Raw genomic sequence first — 21,505 nt, 5'->3', positions numbered from 1 at the left:
ATACACCTGCCTATTCTGAAGCAAAATTTTCATTCATCAGAGAAACTTTATTTTTTAAGAATACCTTTAATAGGGAAATAAATATTATAATTATCATTATTAAAATTACAGAAAATGCACATGCTTCTGATAATCTTCCTGAATCCGTTTGGCTTAATATTTGAACAGTCATTAAATTCCAATCCGCAGAAACAAGGAATATAGCAGCACTAATTGCCGTCATTGCCCTCACAAATGAATATACAAGAGCTGAAAAAAATGCAGGAACAATGAGAGGTAAAGTAATCTTTGAAAATACCTGTCTATCATTAGCTCCAAGTGTATATGCAGCCTCTTCTATTGCCGGATCTACCTGATTTAAAAGTGAAATTCCAGATTGAATACCTACTGGCACATATCTAAATATAAAATTCAATACAAGTATCGCAAAAGTCCCTGTTAATAACAATGGCTTTGAATTAAATGCTAATATATATCCAATACCAACTACAGTTCCCGGAACTGCAAAGTTTAATAACGAGACAAACTCCAAGGTTCTTTTACCGGGAAATGTTTTTCGTACAATTAAGAATGCAATAATCATTCCAAGTAATGCAGAAATAGGAGTGGAAGTTAAAGCAATTGTAAGCGTATCTTTAATAGCTTCTCTTCCAACGTCAAATACATATTTAAAGTTCTCCAATGTAAATTCATTATTCATACCCCATATTTTTGTAAATGCACCCCAGAAAATGGTTACATAGATTAATAATATGAATAATGAGACTATCATGCACAGGGAAAATAATACCCATTTTGCACCTTTGCTAACGCTTTTTAATTGAGATGTATTTGGTTTTCCGGTAACAGTAATATATTTTTTCTTTCCTATCCAGTATTTTTGTATGATAAAGGCTATTAAAGAAGGTAATAATAACCATACAGCAAGAGCTGCACCGCTTCTCAAATCGAACATGCCGGTTATTTGAAGATATGCCTGAACAGAAAGAATAGGAAATCTTGAACCAGCTAATATTAAAGGATTACCAAAGTCTGCAAGCGATTCTATAAATAATACAAGCATTGTACTGGCTATTCCCGGAATAGATAATGGAAGAACAACCTTAAGGAATACCTGTAATCTTGTTGCTTTTAAATTAAAAGCAGCATCTTCCAGTGTTGGTGAGATTGTTGAGATTACACCATCTAAGGTTATAAAGGCTACAGGGAAAAAAGTAATTATTTGTGCTATTAATAATCCCCATAATCCATAAACAGGGAAGGTTCTTATACCAAAGATTTTTGCAGTAATTAAACCATTAAAACCAAAAAGCATTATTATTGACAATGCCCCTATAAATGGTGGGAAAACCATTGGAATTACTGCAATTGTTCTGAAAAACCGTTTAAAAGGTATATCTGCCCTGTTTATTGTATATGCATATAAATATCCTATTAATGTTCCTAAAATAGCTGTTAAAGAGGCTACAAGAATACTGTTTCTAAATCCCTGTTTCATATAATCATTGGATAACATATCCTTATATGTCTGCAATGAAAAATTGTTTTCATTATCTGTAAAGCTTATTATAAAGACCTTCAATAATGGAAAAATTATAAATATAAATAGCGATATAAATATTAGAATAAGCAATATAATTAATGAAGGGTTCTTCAGCATATTTTTGAATTTATTTGAAAACTCTTGATTAGCGATATTCATTAAAATCCCTCCAAAAAAAGGGGGAGATTTCCCCCTTTTTATTAAATTACTTTACAGGTAATACCTCTTTTATCCATCTATCTACAATTCTCTTTTTATTCTGTGCAGCCCAGTTTTCATCAACACTGATTAATTTTATAGTTGATAATGGTTGTAATGTTCCAAAATCAACGTCTGGTCTTACAGGATAGAAGAAAGTTTTTGTATCAACAATTGTTTGCTGACCTTTTTTTGAAAGTAACCAGTCAACAAGTACTTTTGCTTCATATTTGTGTTTTGCACCTTTTACAATTGATACACATGCTGCCTCATATGGAACGCCTTCAACAGGGAATACAACTTCTATAGGATAGCCCTGTTCTTTAAACTGGAAGAATGCAGGTGTAAATTGAATTCCCAATCCTGCCTGACCTACACCTACTGATTTTGAAGGACCTGTTCCACTTTGTGTATATGACTGAACGTTCTTTGCTAATTTCTTTAAATAATCAATCATGCCATCTTCTCCATAAATTTCAATAAGTCCTGTGATAAATGCATATGCAGTACCTGAAGTCTGAGGACTTGGATATTGAATCATATTTCTATATTCTGGCTTTAATAAATCCTGCCAGCTTTTTGGCATATCTGCCTTTATCTGTTCCAAAACCTTTAAATTAATTCCAATACCAAGAGGATTCATATAGAATGCGTGATAATAACCTTCGATATCATAGAAATTTGGAGCTATTCCATAAATGCTGGTTGTTTTATAAGCTTCTGTAAGCCCTCTTTCTTTTGCAATAATATGATTTGGCATTGGAGCTCCAAACCATACGTCTGCCTGTGGATTCTTTTTTTCTGCTTCAAGTCTTGCTAATGCAGGTCCAGAAGAAAGGAATATATATTTTACTGTAATGCCTGTTTCTCTGGAAAATGCGTTTAAGATTTTTCTTGCATTTGCCTCATCAACACTACTATAAATAATCAGTTCAGCAAATGAAACAGTTAAAGCGAAAATCAAAAATAATACTAACATCAATCTTTTCATCAGTAATACCCCCTTATGTAGAATATGAAATAACATTCTACTATTATATTAAATAAAAAAATCATCAAAATATCCACAAAATTGTATTAAAAATGTAACAAAATTTTATGTGATGAATTTTGAATATATAAATTAATATTTATATACATATATATATTTTTGTATTAGATTTCTTTGCATTTGTGTAATATAATTAAGAATATGAGAATATTAGAAATATTTAAAATTCTAAAGTAAGGGGGAAGATAATTATGGATATAAAAAATGTAACTATTATTGGTGGAGGTGTTTTAGGTTCCCAAATAGCTTGGCAGGTAGCATATAAGGGATTTGATGTAATTGTTTATGATATTAATGAAGATGCTTTAGAGAAATCAAAAAATTTTCATAAAGGATATGCACAATATTTTCTAAAAAATAAAGGGGCAACTTCAGAAGAAATTGAAGCAACTTTTTCAAGGTTAAAATATACTACAGATCTTAATGAAGCAGTAAAAGAAGCTGATCTTATTAGTGAATCTGTTCCAGAAGTATATGAAATAAAAAAGGATATTTATCAAAAACTTGCTGCTGTTGCACCAGAAAAGACTATTTTTACAACCAACTCTTCAACTATGTTGCCTTCACAATTAGTGAACTTTACAGGAAGGCCAGAAAAATTTCTTGCTTTACATTTTGCCAATCCGGTTTGGGAAGCAAATATTGGAGAGGTTATGGGTCATGAAAAAACATCAAAAGAAGTTTTTGATACGGTAGTTGAATTTGCTAAAGCCATTGGAATGGTCCCAATTCCATTGAAAAAAGAACAAAGTGGATATGTTTTAAATTCGCTTCTTGTACCTTTATTACATGCAGCTGAAACATTGTATTTTGATGGAGTAGCGGATTATAAAAGTATAGATAAAACCTGGATGATAAGTACCGGCTCTAAGTTTGGACCATTTGGAATTATTGATTTAATAGGAATGAACACACTTTATAATATAATAAAAATGCGTGGTGAAAAATTACAGGATGAAAAAATTTTAAAACGTGCAGAAAAAATAAAGGAAATGTTTATTGATAAGAATAAATTAGGAGTAAGTACAGGCGAAGGGTTCTATAAATATCCAAATCCAGAATATTTAGATCCAGAGTTTTTAAAATAAGGCTGTCCGTATGGGACAGCCTTATTTTATATTATAATATTTAAATACACAATCTTTAAATATTTTCAATGTATCAACCATATATTTATTTTTTAACCATGAAAATCCTATTGTCCATTTAAATTTTGGTTCTTTGAGTTTTAATGTTTTTGCAGGGAAGTCTGAATATAATTCAACTATGGATTTTGGAACAAGGGCAACTCCAACACCTGATTTCATTAATTTTTCTAATAAAGATAATTCACCCTCAAAAACGATATTAGGTGTAAAACCTGCTTTTTTATAAATTTCATCGGTTACTTTTCTAAAGTCATAATGATCTACAAGATTTATAAATTTTTCATCTTTTAATTCATATAGACTTATTTCCCTATTTTTAGAAAAACGATGATTTTCTGGAATTACAAGCATTATTTCATCTTCAAATAATATAACAGTTTCTATGTTTTCGGATTTCAGTGGAGGATAAGTAATTGCAAAATCTATTTCCCCTTTTTCTAACAGCTCAATAGCCTCTTCATTATTTGAAATAAATTGTTTTAAGTTAATATCCTTATTTTTTTCTAAAAACTCAATAATGAAATTTGATAAAAATATGGTTCCGGTGGTTGCTAAAATTACCTTTTTATGACAGGCTTTTTTTGCTTCTTTAATTTCTTCTCTGGCATATTCCAGTTCATTAAATATAGTATCAACGTGTTTTAAAAAAATTTTCCCATATTCATTTAAAACAATTCTTCTACCAATTCTATCAAATAATTTTACTCCCAATTCTTCTTCGAGTTTTGAAATAGTAATACTTAAAGATGGCTGAGAGATATGTAGTTTTTCTGATAATTCAGTCATGTGCTGGGAGTATGCCAATTCCCTGAAATATTTTAATTGTAAGAGGTCCATTTCCTCATCTCCAATTATCAAATTTTTAAAATTTATGATATAATTAATATCGTCAAATTTTGGAGTTTAGATATAAAAAAAGCCGGCTTTCGCCGGCTCTGGCTGGGGCGGATGGATTCGAACCACCGAATAACGGAGCCAAAATCCGCCGCCTTACCGCTTGGCCACGCCCCAATCACAATACTTATTATATCATAATTTTTGATTTTGTCAACACCAATATGTTTCTGGATTTAAATAAGATTATTACGAAAAAATAAAAAATGGAGGAGGTATTTTTATGAGATACGAATTGAAGATAAAAGATAAAATTTTATATGCAGAGAAAGGAACAAAGTATATAGAAATTATTAGAAAGATTCAAAAGGAACATCCTTTTAAAATTCTTGCAGTAAAACATAATAATAATATAAAAGAGTTGCTTAAAGAAATAGAGGATTCTGGAGAAATAGTACTTTTGGATACTTCTACGCTTGATGGATTTAGAATTTACCAAAGAGGTGTATTATTTTTATTGTATATGGCATTAAAGGATCTTTATCCAGAAGATAAATTATATGTTCATCATAGTATAGGAAGCGGCTTATACTGTGAATTAAGAAGTGGAAAACCTTCACAGAAAAAACTTGAAATGTTAAAAGAAAAAATGTTAGAATATGTAAAGGAAGATCTCCCTTTTGAAAAGAAAACAATTTCTAAATTTAGAGCTATAAAGATGTTTGAAAATGTTGATTTAGTAGATAAATCTAAATTATTTAAATATAGAAAGAAAGATAAGGTTAATATTTATATATGCGATAAATATTTCAATTATTTCTATGGTTATATGCCACCATCTACGGGATATGTTGATTTATTTGATTTAAAATCTATAGATGATGGATTTGTAGTATTGCATCCAACACCAAAATCTCCTGATAAAGTTCCTGAGTATAAACATTATCCAAAATTATCTTATACCTTTAACGAATATAAAGAATGGTTGAAAATATTAGAAGTAAGTACTGTTGGCGAATTAAACAGTTTAATTGCTAAGGGACCAGAAGAGGCAACTGAATTAATTAGGGTTTCTGAAGCTTTGCATGAAAAGAAATATGCGCAAATTGCAGATGAAATTATTAAAAGAAAAAATATAAAGGTTGTTTTAATTGCAGGACCTTCTTCATCAGGTAAAACAACAAGTGCTAAAAGACTTGCTTTGCAACTAAAAGTAAATGGATTAAAACCTATTCCAATATCATTGGATGATTATTTTGTTGATAGGGAAAAAACACCTCGTGATGAAAATGGAAATTATGATTTCGAATCTATATATGCACTTGATTTAGATTTGTTTAATACTCACCTTTCAAAATTATTAAAAGGTGAAGAAATAGAATTGCCAAAGTTTGATTTTGTTCATGGAAAAAGAGTTTGGAGTGGAAATAAGATTAAAATGGAAGAAGATCAGGTTTTGATTATAGAAGGAATTCATGGGTTAAATGAGCTATTAACAGAAAGTATTCCAAGAGAATTTAAATATAAAATTTATGTAAGTGCGTTAACGCAAATGAATCTTGATTCAATGAATAGAATTACCACAACTGATACAAGGCTTATTCGAAGAATTGTTAGAGACTTTAATTTTAGAGGACATTCCGCTTTAGCAACACTGAAAATGTGGCCAAGTGTTAGAAGGGGTGAAGATAGAAATATTTTCCCATTCCAGGAAGAAGCGGATATTATGTTTAATTCAAATCTTATTTATGAATTATCTGTTTTAAAGATATTTGCAGAACCATTATTATTAATGGTAGATAATTCAAATCCAGAATATTCAGAAGCAAAAAGATTATTAAAATTTCTTGATTATTTCTTGCCAATTACTGTATTGGAAGAAATACCAAGAAAGTCTATTTTAAGAGAATTTATTGGAAGAAGTACATTTAAATATTAATAAATTAATTTATGAGGTTGAAAGGAGAGATTTTCTTTGAGTAAAAAAATGAAAAGTATTATCACAGTCGTTCTAATTATTTCCTCTTTTGTTTTGTTATTAGCTAACACAAAAACTGATACAAGAGATATAGAAAAAATATATCTTGAAAAATTTCAGAATCCTATATATAGTCTTTTATATTATATTGAACATATGTACTATGAAAGAGATAAAGTTGATTATGATAAAGTTTTAGATTCAACATTAAAAGGGTTAGTTGATGGTTTAAATGATCCTTTTGCATGGTATCTTGATGCTCAGCAGGTTAAAGAAAGTGATATTGAAGAATCTGGTGAATATGGCGGCCTTGGGATATTGGTAAGTTATGATTCAAAATTAGAGGCAATCAGAATAGTCAGTCCAATGGTTGGAACACCTGCATATGAAGCAGGATTACAGGCTGATGATTTAATTATAAGTGTTGATGGATCACCAGTTTCTGAAATTGGATATATGGGTGCAATTAACAAGATGCGCGGAACACCAGGAACAACAGTTGAAATAGAAGTGTTTAGAGAAGGTTGGGAAGAAGCTAAAAAAATAACGCTTGTTAGGGCAAAGATTGAAACTATTACAGCAAAATATAAAGTTTTTGAAGATAATGGATTTAAGATAGGATATATAAAATTAACCAATTTTGGTGAAAAAAGTGCGTCTGAAATGAGAAAGGCATTAAAGGCTATTGAAAGGGAGCATGTAGATGGAATAATTTTTGATTTGAGAAATAATCCAGGTGGATATTTAAATGTTGCAATAGATATAGCAAGTATGTTTATTAAAGATAAAACAATAGTTACAGTGCGTTATTTTGATGGTTCTGAAGAAGTGGTTAAGCCAAAAACATTTGAGCATTTTGATTTTCTTGATAAATTACCAATAGTATTATTGGTAAATAAATCCTCAGCATCAGCCTCTGAAATTATGACAGGTGCTTTGAAAGATAATAAAATTGCTACAGTAATTGGAACCACAACATATGGTAAAGCCGCTGTTCAAAGACCAATTCCTCTTGAAAATGGTGGAGAAGTTTGGTTGCCAATAGGACATTATTTCACACCAAATGGAAATGATATACATTTAAAAGGTATTGAGCCAGACATTAAAATTGAAAATCCCAAAAAAGAACTTAAGAATGTTGAAAAATTAGAAGCTAAAAATACAACTACATATGAAGCTGTTATTGATCCAGAAAATGATGTACAACTTAAAAAAGCCATAGAAGTTTTAATAATGGGGGGAAAATAAATTGAGAATATATGGAATGGTAATAGTTTTTTCTATTACCATTCTTTTGTTGAGCTCTATTGTATATTTTCTTTTTGCAAATATTGACGTTGAAAATGTTGTTAGAGAACCAATGCCAGTATATACAATAAATACTTTTCATCAGGGAATAAAAGATTCCCTTGTTAATATTACTATTAATTCCAAAAATTTATCTACTATGTTATTTATTATTGAGGATCTTGGTGTGTTTATAGGGAAAATTAAAATAGATTATCTTAATAATCATATTACTATAGCAGTTATTAATGATGAAATGTTTCAGGAATTAAAGACATCTTTAAAATCCTTTGATTCAAACATAAAAGAAATTCAAAAAAATGTTTTTTATTATGGCTTAAAACTAAAAAAAAGTATTGTTTATTCAAAGAATTTTACTTTATTAAATTATCCCACAATAGCCATTATTGATTTAAATAATCTAACAAATGAAGAATTGACATTTTTAAAATTAAAATATTATGTTATGGATAAAAAAAGTTATAAATCTTATTCATTCAAAACCAAAGTTCTTGAAGCTTTGAAGAATGAAAATGGGGTTATTATAGATAAAGAAATACTTGATTATCCGGGAATTAAACCATTACTTGATGTTTTTGAAAATCTGGGTTTTTCTGTGGTCTATGATATGAAAGTTTATACCGGAGGTTTACACTGATGCTTGAAAATATTTTTAAAATTATTTTTACTCCTCATAGAATAAAAAATGTGAAATATGAAAATATATTTGTGGGAATAATTACATTTATTTTTTTATCGTATTTTCTTTTAATACGTAATTTTTCATATTATATATCATTAAAAAAAATCTTTTTCCTGTTTTTGTTTTTATTTGTAAATAATGCAATAAGAGCATTTCTTTATCCTATTGAAGAATTTAGAAAAATTTTTCCTTATTATATATTAACCTCTGCTGTATTTTTAATGATGGGATTTTTTTCGTTTTATAATAATTTTTATTATTATCCATTTATATGGTATGAAATATTAAAAGGAGTTAAGGACATTAATGAAAAACGATTTTATGCATTGATAGTAGGAATTGTGATTGATATTTTACTATATTATATAATCTGGAGTTGAAAGGTATGCAGAAAAAGTATTTGAAACTATCAAAATTTTTGACAGATCACTACAAGATTATATTATTATTATTTTTAATATTTTCAGTTCTTTCTATTTTAAATTTAAAGAATTTGAAAATAAATTCTGATTTATTGACAATACTTCCGGAAGATGATCCTATAGTTCTTTCTTTAAAAGAGGAAGAGAAAACCAAGAGCAATTCCTCAGTATTGATAACAGCATTTTTTATTGATGAAAATACAGATTATAAAAAAGTTGCGTTGGACTATTATAATAATTTGAAAGAACTTCCGGATTTTAATGGGTTGGCAAAGACAGATCTTTCACTTTTGCTTTCATATGGTTTTTTAAACGTTTCAAATTCAAAATTAATAGATGATCTTGTGAAAAACCTTGAAAGTACGTTTGATTCGTTTTCGAAATTAAATCCATATGATTTTAAATCATTTGAATATATAAATACTACACTTTCGCTTCTAAATCAGGTTGATACAAATTTTAAAGCATCAAATGAGAATGATCCTTTATTAGGTTATTATACTTTGTCTCCTGATAAAAAGGTTATGGTTATGGGATTAACCTTTTTAAAACCAACTTCAGATCTTAACTTTGTTAAATCGATAATTCCCAGGGTAAAAAAGATATCTCAGAATATTTCTCAAAAATATAATATAAGATCTGGTTTAACAGGTTCTTATATATATGATTATGAAGCGAACGAAACTGTAAATTTTGATTTTTCAATTACAACATATCTTTCAATGTTTTTGATAATTTTAATTTTTTATATTACTTTTGCCAATTTACCTTCTACAATAATTGTTTTTATTTCTTTAATTTTATCGACAGGAATTTCTTTAGGTATTTCTACATTAATATTTAAAGAATTAAATATTATTACATCATTTGTTGCGGCTATTACATTAGGTCTGGGTATTGATTATGGAATCCACATTACAAGCCGTCTTATTTCTGAATATAAAGAGAGAAAAAATTATATTGAAGCATTGTCTATAACTTATGAAACTGTATTAATTCCTTTGTTTTATGGCGTGGCAACTACAATTCTTGTTTTTCTTTCTTTAATTTTAATGAATTTGCCGGGATTTACCCAGATGGCGATCATAAGTAGCATAGGACTTATTGTGTTTTTTATAAATATGATTTTTATTGTACCTGTTTTATTTTATCCATTTAGAAATATGATTTTAAAATCATATAAGGAAAATAAAATAAATTTATGGTTTCAGAAACTTGGAGTTTATATACCTAAAAAAAGAAGGTTTATTCTTACGCTTTTGCCATCAGTAATAATTTTCTTTTCAATATTTGGAATAATTAATTTCTCAAATTTTTCATATACACCACCAGGATTGGCTCCGACTAATTCAGAAAGTATAAGGGTTTTCAATGAACTTGCAGAACATTTTGGTGCATCATTGTTTAATGATTTAAAGTTTATTGTTAAAATAGATGAAGATTCTGACAAAATTATTAAGGAGTTAAAAAAATCGCCTTATATTGAGAAAGTGGAAAGTTATCTTGATGTTTTAAAAAAGCAAATTGGAGATTTTAACAAATTAAAATTAAAGACACAGGAAATTTCAAAATTGGTAAATGATCCATTTTCTGTTTCTGTATTGAAAAAATACAATATATATTCTGATACCCTTAAAATTATAGATCTTGCATCAAAATCAAAAAATCAAAAGGATTTTATTCTTGGAATTACATCACTTATACCAGAAGAGTTAAAGCGAAGTATTATGATAACAAAAAATAATCAGGAATATTTTATTATCTATGTTACACCTAAAATTTCCCTTGCAAGAGATAACGGATTAAAATATTTTTTTGATTCAGTTGGAAAGTATCGAGAGAGGTTTTTAGGAGAAAGAAAAGCTTTATATTATATAATGAAATTAATAGAAAAAAAGTTCCCGTATGTTATAGTTGTATCAATTATTTTAATAGGAATATTGACATATATGTCCAGAAAATCACTTAATGAAACCTTTATTGCAATATTTGGATTGTTATTCTCGATTTTAGCTACATTTGGTATTATTTACTTTTATAATATTAAGGCAACCTTCTTAACAGTAATTTCATTTCCATTAATATTTGGTATAGGTGTAGATGGTTACATACATCTTTTCCATGCAATAGATGAAGACAAAGTGCATTATTGGCACACTTTAAAAGCTACAACTCTTTCGTTCTTAACAACCATGTCTTCATTTATAACATTTCAATTATCTCGTGGTGAACTGCTAAAACAGTTTAGTTTAACTATGGTTTTAGGCGTTTTTATTGTGTGGCTTATGACAGTTATTTATATTCCAGCTTTAAAAATAAAGAGATAATTTTAATTTACATTACTGATTTTTTTGTTACTTAGAAAATTCACAATTAATATAAAGGTATTGAAAAGTAACATTTGATTTTGTATACTATAGATGTAAAAAGAAAATCCCCCTATCCCCCCCTGAAATAGATGGATAGACATTTAGCGGATCCGTTGGATCCGTTTTTTTTATTTGTGATATAATAAATGTGTATTATATTTTTTGGAGGAAAAAATATGAAAAATTTCAAAATATTTTTTTATTCAATTTTTTTATTAATTGTCATTACGTTATTTTCATTTTCTATATATATAAAAAATGAGTTGAATATTTTTGTAGCAGATCAACATCAAACAGCGATAAAAAATGAATTTTTAAAGCTTAACAATAAAATAGAAAGTGGAATATCTTCTTATTTAAAAAATAAGAATTTTACATTTAAAATTCTTGATATTATTATCTGGGATGAAAATAAACATATTGTGTATAATGATTTTTATATAAACTCTATAAATGAAATCAATAAAAAACTTTTTATAATAAAATCTCTTATTATTAAAAATAAAAAGTATTTTTATGCATATAGAGTTTCAGATTTAATAGATTTTTTAAATGCATTTACACCTCTTCCAATAATAGCAGTTAAAAAAGGAATATATATAAATAAAAGTGGTGAAATTAATGAGATCTTTTTTGACAATGATTTAATAAAAATCTTAACCTTTAATAATATTGATTTCTATTTTCTAAAAAAAGTGCAATTTCTTGATATATTTGAACCACATATAATATTGATTTATGTGCTGTTGCTTTTCTTTGAGTTATTAATGCTATATTTTCTTATTAAATATACAAAAGAATATACTACTATTGATTTAAAATTTTTAAATGAAAACTTTGATAAATTAGAGGAAGTAGAACCAAAATTAGATGAAGCATTAAAATTAAAAAATAAAATAATAAAAACTCAAACTGAATTGAAAAATAGTTTGGAAGGAATAGAAGAGTTAAGAGAACAAATGGAGACATTATATGTATCATACAAAAGTTTTATTAATGATTTTTCCCATATGATTAATAATCCACTCCAGAATATTTTAGATTATATATTTTTAAATGGCGGTGATGAAAAAAGTATAAAAATAATTAACAATAACATTATAGAAATTAGAAATATTGTTCGAAAATTTCAGGATATTTCAAAATTTGTATATCTTGAGAACGATAATACATTATTTATCTTTTTTAAATTAAATGGATTGCATAATGAACTAATATATTCAATATCGCCAATTTTAAATAATAAAAACATAAAAATTATTTCAGAAATAAAAACTGAAAAGGAATATGTTTTTTCAAATAAAAATGCAATTTTTAGAATAATGTATGAATTGCTTTCGATGTTACTTCAAAATTCAGATAATTGTGATATTACTATTGAATATATAATGCTAAAAAATAATTTAGAGATAAAAATAACTACAACAGATACATTATTAAATGATTTCTTGTTGCTGTTTAATAATAAAAATATAACTAAGATAATAAATTTCGAAGTTTATGGAGTATTGATAATAAAGGAATATTTAAAAATATTGCGAGCTACATATTATATAAATCAAACTTCTGAAAATACATCTATATTATTTAGGATACCGATTAATTATAAAGAATTTTTTGATAAATTTGATTTTGAAAATTTAAAATCAAGGTATATTGAATATCTTGTTGAGAAGAAATACACAGTTTTGCAGGCTGAAGAATTAATAAATGAAATATTGGAATTATACATAGAAATATTAAAAGAAACGAATATTAATAATTCAAAAGAAGTAGGGAGATTAAAAGATTATCTAAATAATTATGAATTTACTGAATTGTACAATTGGTTGAATTATATAGAACAAAATCCAGAAGATAAAGATGTTTTATTTTTTAAAAAAATATTATTAGAAAAACTTTCTTAAAAAATAAAAGAGGCTTGAATCATCGATTCAAGCCTCTTTTAACATTAAAATTTTTCTTTTATTTTATCTGGATCTTCACCAATTTCTTCCCAGATTTTTTCTAATTCTTCATCAGACATTTTTGCAAGTTTTTGAAGTTTTTCAGGCACTCCCTGTCTTTTTCCAGGTAAACATCCATCAGCTTTTACATCGCCATTTACAAATCCTTTTGCGAAACCAGGACATCCAGGATATCCACAAGCACCACAGTTAATACCGGGTAATAAATTTTCTGCGAATATTACTCTAAGATCTTCTTTAACTTCAAATTTCTTTTCAGCAAAAGCAAGAAATGTTCCTGCTAAAAACCCCAATATAGCAAGCAAGATTACTGCATTTATGATTATAGACATTATAACTCCTCCCTTATATTTTTATGAGACCGGAGAATCCCATAAATGCCATTGATAACAATCCAGCTGTAATTAATGCAATTGCTGTTCCTTTAAATGGTTCAGGAATATCATAATAATCCAATCTTTCTCTCATAGCAGCAAAAATTATTAATGCCATACCAAAACCAAATCCTGCACCTAAAGCATTTATAATTGTTTCAACAAGTGTATATCCATTCATTACATTAATTAATGCAAGACCTAAGATAGCACAGTTTGTTGTAATCAAAGGAAGGTAAATACCCAATGCTTCATAGAGATTTGGAGATACCTTTTTTATGTAAAATTCTATAAATTGAACTAATGTGGCAATAACAAGTATAAATACAATTGTTGTTAAGAATTCAAGGCCAAGTTTTACAAGCAATAAATTCAAGAACCATGTTATAGTACTTGCAACAACCATAACGAAAATAACAGCCATTGACATACCTGAAGCTGAACTAATTTTTTTAGAAACTCCAAGGAACGGACATATACCAAGGAATTTAGATAATACAAAATTATTTACTAAAATTGCTGATAAAAATATAAAGAAAAGCTTCATTTCTTATCACCAGCCTTTGCCTTTTTTCTGTTATTAATTGCAATAGCATTAAACATTGCAAGTAACATACCTAAAACTAAGAAGGCTCCTGGTGGTAATATCATAACATATAACTTCATAGCATCTCCCCAAATTGGGAAACCGAAAATAGTTCCATTACCGAGTAATTCTCTTACTGAACCAAGTAATACTAACGCTCCTGTAAAACCTAAACCCATACCTAAAGCATCGTATATAGAATCGAGAATAGAGTTTTTTGAAGCAAATGATTCAGCTCTACCGAGGATTATACAGTTAACAACAATAAGAGGAATAAATAAACCTAAAGTTTTCCATAAATCATATGTATAGCCATGCATTAATAAGTCAACCATAGTAACAAATGATGCGATAACTACAATATAAATAGGAATTCTTATGTTTTTAGGTACCCATTTTTTAATTATAGAAATAACAATATTTGATAATGTTAAAACTGATAATGTAGCAAGTCCCATACCTAAAGCATTTTCTGCATTTGTTGTAGTTGCAAGTGTTGGACACATGCCCAAAACCTGAACAAATACAGGGTTTTGCTGTACTAAACCAGCTTTAAAATTTTTAATATCAGCCATTATTGAATCACCCCTTTAGATTTGAGGTACTCAAATCCAGCATTTATTGAATCTGCTACTGCTCTTGGTGTAATAGTAGCACCTGTCATAATATCACTTGTTTGAACAATACCTTTTTCTTTTCCTTCTTTCATTTGTTCTGGTGTAGAAAGAATTACTCCAGCATCTTTATTAACCTTTACACCGTTTAATAATCCTTCATAACTTATAGGATAAAATCTCTTTTTTACCTTATCTAAAGCTATATTGGCACCTAAGCCAGGAGTTTCCTGTGAGTATGAAATTACTTCAAGATTATTGAAATATAATTCTTTACCATCTTTTACAAAAGAAATTACAGAGATAACTTCACCACCGAATCCTATACCTGAAACTGTTAATACATATATATCTTTACCATCTTTATTGGTATATTTATATACAGGTGAATAAACCTTTGTACTTTTTCCTTCGTATAATATGCCTGTATCTGATGAATCCCATTCAGCACTTTGTAATTGTTGTAAAGAAGTTGGGATTTTATCTTCAGAAAGCAATAATCCACCGTTTCTTGAATCAATTAAAACCTTTTTTATAGCTTTTAATTTTGCATTTAATTCTGCGTTATCAATTGCTGGTTTTGTAGATACATAAACTGTTGCAACAATAAATCCAGAAATGACTATAAATAACATTAATATAAAACCTGTTTTCATGTATTCCTTCATTTTTTACCACCTCTTGTTGTGCCGAAAATGCGTGGCTTAGCATATATATCAATAAGAGGAACTAGAGCATTCATGATTAATATTGAGAATGAAACTCCTTCTGGATAAGCTCCAAAAAGTCTAATAACCATTGTAATAATACCTAAACCTATACCAAATATAATATGTCCTTTTGGTGTCATAGGACTTGTTACCATATCTGTAGCCATAAATAATGCACCTAACATTATACCTCCACTTAAAATGTGGAATAATGGACTTGCGTATTTTGTTGGATCAATTAAATAGAATATACCAGAAATTACGAATACAGTTGTTATATATGAAACAGGAATCAAAATCTTTATTCTCTTTTTATATACAAGATATGCAAATCCTAATAATAATGCTGCTGCACTAACTTCACCAATTGAACCAGGAATTGTACCAATAAATAATGTTTTTAAATTTATTGTATAGTCTGCCCAGTTGTTTAATGAGTCTAAACCTTTTTCTTTTAATATAGCAAGTGGTGTTGCTGTTGTAATAGTGTCATATTTGTAATAAAATGGTCTATACCATGTGGTCATTGCAACAGGGAAAGAAATAAGCATAAACACCCTTCCAACTAATGCAGGGTTAAAGATATTTCTTCCAAGACCTCCATATACATGTTTTCCTAAAACAATAGAAACAAATACACCTATTAATATTTGCCACCAGGTTACTGCTAAACTTAAATTCATTGCCAATAATAAACCTGTGACTGATGCACTAAAATCAGGTTTAAAGTCTTTTTTCTTTCTTAAAACTCTCATTATATAAAATTCAAGAGCTTCTGCTGCAACCATTGAGAATAACATAATCCATACAGCCCTGAATCCAAATACCCAAGCTGATACGAGGAATGATGGGATGAGGGCTATTAATACATCAACCATTACCTTTCTTACACTATCATCTGTCCTTAGATGTGGACCAGCTGCCATATTTAACTTCATTTTTTGGCCCTCCCTTTTAAAGCTCTTGCAACTTTTTTACCTGTTTTAAATGTTTTTACAAGATCAATATTTGCAGGACATCCATATGAACAAGAACCACATTCTATACAATCCATAAGACCATATTCCATAGCTTTATCATATTCTCTCTTATCAATTTGCATTTTAAGCAAATAAGGTAAGAGATTAATTGGACATGCCTGAACACACTTTGAACATCTTATACATGGATATGTTTCTCTATTTGGAACTACATCTTTGGTCATTACAGTTAATGCATTGTTTCCTTTAAATGTTGGTAATTCAATGTTAGGAAGTGGGATTCCCATCATTGGACCACCATATAATATTCTATCGATTTTATCTTCTTCAACAAGACCTACATGATCCAATAAGTCTTTTGCTAATGTACCTATTCTATATATGAAATTACCTGGTTTTTTAACGCCTTCTCCTGTTAATGTAATTCCTCTTTCAACAAGCGGTTTTCCTTTTTCAACAGCTTCGTAAATAGCATATGCTGTTGAAACGTTAAAAACGACAGCTCCAACATCAAGAGGTAATCCCCCTGAAGGAACTTCTCTATTGGTTATTGCATAAATTAATTGTTTTTCAGCACCCTGTGGATATTTGGTTTGAAGAACTTTAATCTCAATAGGTTCACCTGAAGCAGCTTTTTTCATTTCTTCAATCGCATCAGGTTTGTTGCTTTCAATTCCAACATATGCTTTATCAACGCCAATAGCTTTCATAATAATTTTTATACCTTTGATGATGTCTTTTGATCTTTCGAGCATCATTCTGTGGTCTATTGTTATATATGGCTCACACTCTGCAGCGTTGATAATTAAAAACTCTGCTTTTTTCCCTTCTGGAATTGACATTTTTACATGTGAAGGGAACATAGCTCCACCAAGCCCAACAATACCAGCTTCTTTTACAATCTCAACAATTTCCTGAGGTGATTTCTTTGTGTAATCACCGTGGTTTGGAATTAATTCCCATTCATCTTCTCCAGTTCTTTGAATAACGATAACGTCATTCTTTGTACCAGTAGCAGCGTTTGTCATTTTTGTAATTTCCACTACTTCACCGGTAACAGGAGAATGAATGTTTGCTGAAATAAATCCGTTAGCTTCACCAATCTTCTGACCTGTTTTAACCTTCTGACCAACCTCAACAATAATCTTAGCAGGTGCTCCAATATGATTTGTAGTATAAACATATACCTTTTCTGGTAAAGGTAATACCTTAATTGGAACATGTTCTGCTAATTCTTTTTTTTCTGGTGGATGAACCCCACCTTTAAAGGTTAAAAATCCCATCGCCAGCCTCCTTTCAGAACTTCCTACTTTCTGGAATATTATATAATACCTTATTTGGCTTTTCGTTATAATATGGTCGTGTACAATAACTACATCCACTGGTTTTTATTGCTTCTTCTACATCAAAATCTATGTGAGGTAATCTTACTAATTTTTGATTTTCATCAAATACAAAATCTTCTATTGAAACATCGTTTTTTTCTATTATTTCACGAGCATATTGTATAATTCTATATCTTTCAATAGAAGGAGGCTCAAGATTTTCCAATTTAGTGCCTTTTATTGGAGTGAATGAAAATAAAGAAACCAGTACATTTATTTTTTTCATTTCTAGCATTAGTTCAACTAAATCTTTATCACTTTCACCAAGACCAACAATTATATGTGTTGTAATCTTATTAGGATATTTTTTTGATGCATCTGTCAACATACCAAAGAGGAAGTCAAAACTTCCTCCTCTAATTTCAGAATACAAATCTTTATTAGCAACATCAATGGAAATACCCAGATTATCTATTCCATATGAAAATATTTCATCTATTTCGTGAAAATCTTTTGGCCTTAATGAAACTGCTTTTAATACATTAAAATCTTTAATTTTCTCCAAAAAACTTTTTAATTCTTCAAAATATCCAATAGAATTTACTACTTGAATACATAATCTTTTAAATGGATTAAGTTCTTCTAATTTGTTTAAAAATATTTCAACATCATATTCTGGCCATTTTATTCTTGATAAATAATCAACATCTGATTTTGCATCTTTTGCCTGAGCACAAAAACTACAATTATATTGACATTTTTCACCAAGCATTAAATATGCAGTAGGCATTTCAAAGTTGATTTTTCCTTTTTTTAATCCCAAAATTGCAGCTGTTGCATAGGATAATTTTATTTTCATTTTATTCCTCCTGAATTTTTATCCCCTCCACCCCATTGTCGAAAATTAATTTTATTAATGTAGCCTCTTTTGAAGAATATATTATAAGTGTTTTATAATCGCCATTTGAAAACATTTTTTCTGTTTCATTTATTTTTTTTAATCCATTTTCAAATTCTTTATTCCTATATACAGCATTTCTATATATATAATTTACCATATATAAATTAAATACAATACCTATAATTATTAAAGAAATTATTAAGAATAAAGAGTAAATTTTCACTAAAAGACCCCCATCCAGATTCCAAGGAGCAACGCTCCTACAATTAATCCTAATGAAAGTCCTAATATTATAAGAATATCAGATGTTCTAACCTTATTTTCTGGTAAATTTGCTTCTTTTTTTAAACCTGCAATTGAATCTTTTATAACATCGCCTATTATTTTATCTTCTGGTGGATTAAAATATTCTTCTCTTTTTTTATGCATTTCTTCAATTTTTTTTGCATCGACCATCATTTTTAGATTTTTTGATATTACAGCTTTTCCAATAAGCCCACTTCCCAGATCGACCTTAATGAAGAAATAGTCTGTTTCAGGAATCAATTCTTTAGCTACAAGCTGAGATTCAATAGGCATTATATTTTTTCCGCTATCATCAAATTTATCTGGATAAAGTTCCTTTAATTTGTTTACATTTGCAGGATCTATTGGATCAATAACCAATGAATAAATAGGGTCTCCAACATCGAGATTGTTAATGGTTAATCCGGTTAATGGATCAGATAAAGGTAAAACTTCAGGTGAGTTTTGAACATCAATTCTATTTAAATATGATTTTTCTTTATCAGTAAAACTTCTATTTTGTGTCATTAACCATACTAAATCCTGATATGTAAGTTTTTCAGCAACAACTTTTATGTTTACTTCTCCTTCCCATTCTTCCAGGATTTCAGAAAGTATAGCTTTTACAATAATAATGTCTGAATCTCGCACTCCTAAAAACATTTTAGCATTGATAATTTCAGGACCATATTTTTTTATTGTTGATTGAACAAAAGCTAAAAATTGCTTATTTAAGTCAAGAACTGTTGAATCCTTGATAGCATTGTAATAAAGTTCTTCAATTTTAGATTTATACTCAATATATGAGAGATTAATATCCGGTATTTCAAACTTCGGAAGTTTGGATTTTGGTATTGATAACATTTTATATTCAGGGGCACCCTTTTGTTTACCAAACATATACCCAACTATTACTTCGGCTGTTAACGATGATGTTGCAAAGAACTTAACTGCATAAAAATCCATAATTTCCCCTCCTAAAGAATATACCCTCCTGAAGGAATATTGTTTTCAATTTCCTTCACACCATTTCCAATTAAAACATTTTTCCCAATTTCAATTCCTGAAGGGATTTTTACATCGAACCCTATTAAAGTTATTTCAGAATTATAAACTTTTGAATTATAAGAGTTTTCTGCATATTCACCTATACCTATTTTAGAATTTTCACCTATTTCAGCTCTTTCACATATTATAGCTTTTTCAATATAAGCACCTTTTTTTATTACACAGCTGTTCATTATAACAGAATCTTTTACCACAGCACCCTCTTCGATTATTACACCCTGGAAAATTACAGAATTTTCAACAGAGCCATACACTTCACTTCCTTCACTTACAAGTGAACCAATTAAATGGGCTTTTTCTGAAATATATGCTGGGGGTAATTCTTCAGATTGTGTATATATTTTCCAGTTAATTTCATGTAGATTTAATAATGGCATAGGTCCTAATAATTCAAGATTAGATTCCCAGTATGATTGAAGAGTTCCAACATCTCTCCAATAGCCTTCATAATTAAAAGCATATAATTCATTTTTGTTTTCAAGCATTTTTGGTATTATATTTTTACCAAAATCATGATCTGAATTTACGTCTTCAGCATCTTCTATTAATAATTTTCTTAAAATTTCCCACGAAAATACGTATATTCCTAGAGAAGCAAGGTTTCCTTTAGGTTCTGCTGGTTTTTCCTGAAATTCAACAATTTTTCCAAAAGAATTTGTAACCATTATCCCAAATCTATGTGCTTCTGAAATAGGTACTTCCATACAGGCAATTGTTATATCAGCACCTTTTTCAATGTGGTAATCAATCATTTCATTGTAATCCATTTTATATATGTGATCACCTGAAAGAATTACTACAAAATCAGGGTTATGGCTATCAATATATTCTATATTCTGGTATATGGCATCTGCTGTTCCTCGATACCACGATTGATCGGTATTGCTTACGTAAGGTGGAAGTATAGTTAATCCTCCGGTTTTTATATCAAGATCCCATGGACGACCTATTCCAAGGTGTTTATTTAAAATATGGGGTCTATATTGAGTTAAAACTCCTACATTATGTATTCCAGAATTTACACAATTACTTAAAGCAAAATCTATAATTCTATATTTTCCTCCATATGGAACTGCTGGCTTTGCAAGGTATTCGGTAATAGCGCCAAGTCTTGTCCCCTGACCACCAGCAAGTATTAAAGCAACAACATTCATCTTTCTCC

The 21,505-nt window shown here is 28.7% G+C and carries 20 protein-coding genes and 1 tRNA gene; 7 read left to right on the top strand and 14 right to left on the bottom strand.

The genetic code is table 11. The features are described 5' to 3' along the window. Positions 1–10 precede the first annotated feature (10 nt). Positions 11–1,702 carry an ABC transporter permease gene (locus tag MARPI_RS02595; RefSeq protein WP_014296041.1) on the bottom strand — a complete coding sequence of 564 codons (1,692 nt, stop codon included), beginning with the start codon at positions 1,700–1,702 and terminating at the stop codon, positions 11–13. A 46-nt stretch (positions 1,703–1,748) separates the two neighbouring features. Continuing rightward, positions 1,749–2,732, bottom strand: coding sequence for an ABC transporter substrate-binding protein (locus tag MARPI_RS02590; RefSeq protein WP_014296040.1), 984 nt, complete (start codon positions 2,730–2,732; stop codon positions 1,749–1,751). Positions 2,733–2,983: 251 nt separating this feature from the next. Here MARPI_RS02590 and MARPI_RS02585 point away from each other — a divergent pair, with 251 nt between their 5' ends. After that, complete coding sequence (locus MARPI_RS02585) at positions 2,984–3,880, top strand: 3-hydroxyacyl-CoA dehydrogenase (protein WP_014296039.1); 897 nt, start codon at positions 2,984–2,986, stop codon at positions 3,878–3,880. Between the two features lie 21 nt (positions 3,881–3,901). Here the strand turns inward: MARPI_RS02585 and MARPI_RS02580 are convergent, their stop codons facing one another. After that, positions 3,902–4,777, bottom strand: coding sequence for a LysR family transcriptional regulator (locus MARPI_RS02580; protein WP_014296038.1), 876 nt, complete (start codon positions 4,775–4,777; stop codon positions 3,902–3,904). Positions 4,778–4,876: 99 nt separating this feature from the next. After that, positions 4,877–4,951 (bottom strand) — tRNA-Gln (locus MARPI_RS02575). 106 nt (positions 4,952–5,057) lie between these two features. Here MARPI_RS02575 and MARPI_RS02570 point away from each other — a divergent pair. From MARPI_RS02570 to MARPI_RS02545, 6 genes are all read left to right on the top strand, one after another. Beyond that, complete coding sequence (locus MARPI_RS02570) at positions 5,058–6,713, top strand: nucleoside kinase (protein ID WP_014296037.1); 1,656 nt, start codon at positions 5,058–5,060, stop codon at positions 6,711–6,713. Between the two features lie 36 nt (positions 6,714–6,749). Continuing rightward, positions 6,750–8,000, top strand: a complete 1,251-nt coding sequence (locus tag MARPI_RS02565) for a S41 family peptidase (RefSeq protein WP_014296036.1) — start codon at positions 6,750–6,752, stop codon at positions 7,998–8,000. 1 nt (position 8,001) lies between these two features. Continuing rightward, the gene (locus MARPI_RS02560) at positions 8,002–8,697 is read left to right on the top strand and encodes a hypothetical protein (RefSeq protein WP_014296035.1); all 696 of its coding nucleotides are present in this window, start codon (positions 8,002–8,004) and stop codon (positions 8,695–8,697) included. Beyond that, entirely contained in the window at positions 8,697–9,122 is a 426-nt protein-coding gene (locus MARPI_RS02555) for a hypothetical protein (protein WP_014296034.1), read from the top strand. The genes MARPI_RS02560 and MARPI_RS02555 overlap by 1 nt, the downstream gene beginning before the upstream one ends. A gap of 5 nt (positions 9,123–9,127) precedes the next feature. Next, positions 9,128–11,491 carry an efflux RND transporter permease subunit gene (locus MARPI_RS02550; protein WP_014296033.1) on the top strand — a complete coding sequence of 788 codons (2,364 nt, stop codon included), beginning with the start codon at positions 9,128–9,130 and terminating at the stop codon, positions 11,489–11,491. A gap of 218 nt (positions 11,492–11,709) precedes the next feature. Further along, the gene (locus MARPI_RS02545) at positions 11,710–13,440 is read left to right on the top strand and encodes a HAMP domain-containing histidine kinase (RefSeq protein ID WP_014296032.1); all 1,731 of its coding nucleotides are present in this window, start codon (positions 11,710–11,712) and stop codon (positions 13,438–13,440) included. 44 nt (positions 13,441–13,484) lie between these two features. On the opposite strand, the gene MARPI_RS02540 is transcribed toward MARPI_RS02545, so the two are convergent. The 10 genes from MARPI_RS02540 to MARPI_RS02495 are packed head-to-tail and all read right to left on the bottom strand — an operon-like array spanning position 13,485 to position 21,497. Further along, positions 13,485–13,832, bottom strand: coding sequence for a (Fe-S)-binding protein (locus MARPI_RS02540; RefSeq protein WP_014296031.1), 348 nt, complete (start codon positions 13,830–13,832; stop codon positions 13,485–13,487). 13 nt (positions 13,833–13,845) lie between these two features. Next, positions 13,846–14,421, bottom strand: a complete 576-nt coding sequence (gene rsxA / locus MARPI_RS02535; RefSeq protein ID WP_014296030.1) for an electron transport complex subunit RsxA — start codon at positions 14,419–14,421, stop codon at positions 13,846–13,848. Then, positions 14,418–15,035, bottom strand: a complete 618-nt coding sequence (rsxE, locus tag MARPI_RS02530) for an electron transport complex subunit RsxE (protein WP_014296029.1) — start codon at positions 15,033–15,035, stop codon at positions 14,418–14,420. The genes rsxA and rsxE overlap by 4 nt, the downstream gene beginning before the upstream one ends. Beyond that, positions 15,035–15,742 (bottom strand): RnfABCDGE type electron transport complex subunit G, encoded by a 708-nt coding sequence (locus MARPI_RS02525; protein ID WP_014296028.1) that lies wholly within the window; start codon positions 15,740–15,742, stop codon positions 15,035–15,037. The genes rsxE and MARPI_RS02525 overlap by 1 nt, the downstream gene beginning before the upstream one ends. Beyond that, positions 15,739–16,722, bottom strand: coding sequence for an RnfABCDGE type electron transport complex subunit D (locus tag MARPI_RS02520; protein ID WP_014296027.1), 984 nt, complete (start codon positions 16,720–16,722; stop codon positions 15,739–15,741). Before MARPI_RS02520 ends, MARPI_RS02525 begins: the two co-directional genes overlap by 4 nt. Then, positions 16,719–18,047, bottom strand: coding sequence for an electron transport complex subunit RsxC (rsxC, locus tag MARPI_RS02515; protein ID WP_014296026.1), 1,329 nt, complete (start codon positions 18,045–18,047; stop codon positions 16,719–16,721). The genes MARPI_RS02520 and rsxC overlap by 4 nt, the downstream gene beginning before the upstream one ends. 13 nt (positions 18,048–18,060) lie before the next feature. Next, positions 18,061–18,948, bottom strand: a complete 888-nt coding sequence (locus MARPI_RS02510; RefSeq protein ID WP_014296025.1) for a LipS2 family lipoyl synthase — start codon at positions 18,946–18,948, stop codon at positions 18,061–18,063. A 1-nt stretch (position 18,949) separates the two neighbouring features. Then, the gene (locus MARPI_RS02505) at positions 18,950–19,213 is read right to left on the bottom strand and encodes a hypothetical protein (RefSeq protein WP_014296024.1); all 264 of its coding nucleotides are present in this window, start codon (positions 19,211–19,213) and stop codon (positions 18,950–18,952) included. Next, the gene (locus MARPI_RS02500; RefSeq protein ID WP_014296023.1) at positions 19,213–20,241 is read right to left on the bottom strand and encodes a DUF4899 domain-containing protein; all 1,029 of its coding nucleotides are present in this window, start codon (positions 20,239–20,241) and stop codon (positions 19,213–19,215) included. The genes MARPI_RS02505 and MARPI_RS02500 overlap by 1 nt, the downstream gene beginning before the upstream one ends. A gap of 11 nt (positions 20,242–20,252) precedes the next feature. Then, positions 20,253–21,497 carry a glucose-1-phosphate adenylyltransferase gene (locus MARPI_RS02495; RefSeq protein WP_014296022.1) on the bottom strand — a complete coding sequence of 415 codons (1,245 nt, stop codon included), beginning with the start codon at positions 21,495–21,497 and terminating at the stop codon, positions 20,253–20,255. Positions 21,498–21,505 lie beyond the last annotated feature (8 nt).

Origin of the sequence: Marinitoga piezophila KA3, from assembly GCF_000255135.1 — a bacterium.
In the GTDB taxonomy this organism is placed as follows: domain Bacteria; phylum Thermotogota; class Thermotogae; order Petrotogales; family Petrotogaceae; genus Marinitoga; species Marinitoga piezophila.
Note: the sequence above shows the minus strand (reverse complement) of the source record. Positions and strands in the feature narration are given on the sequence as shown.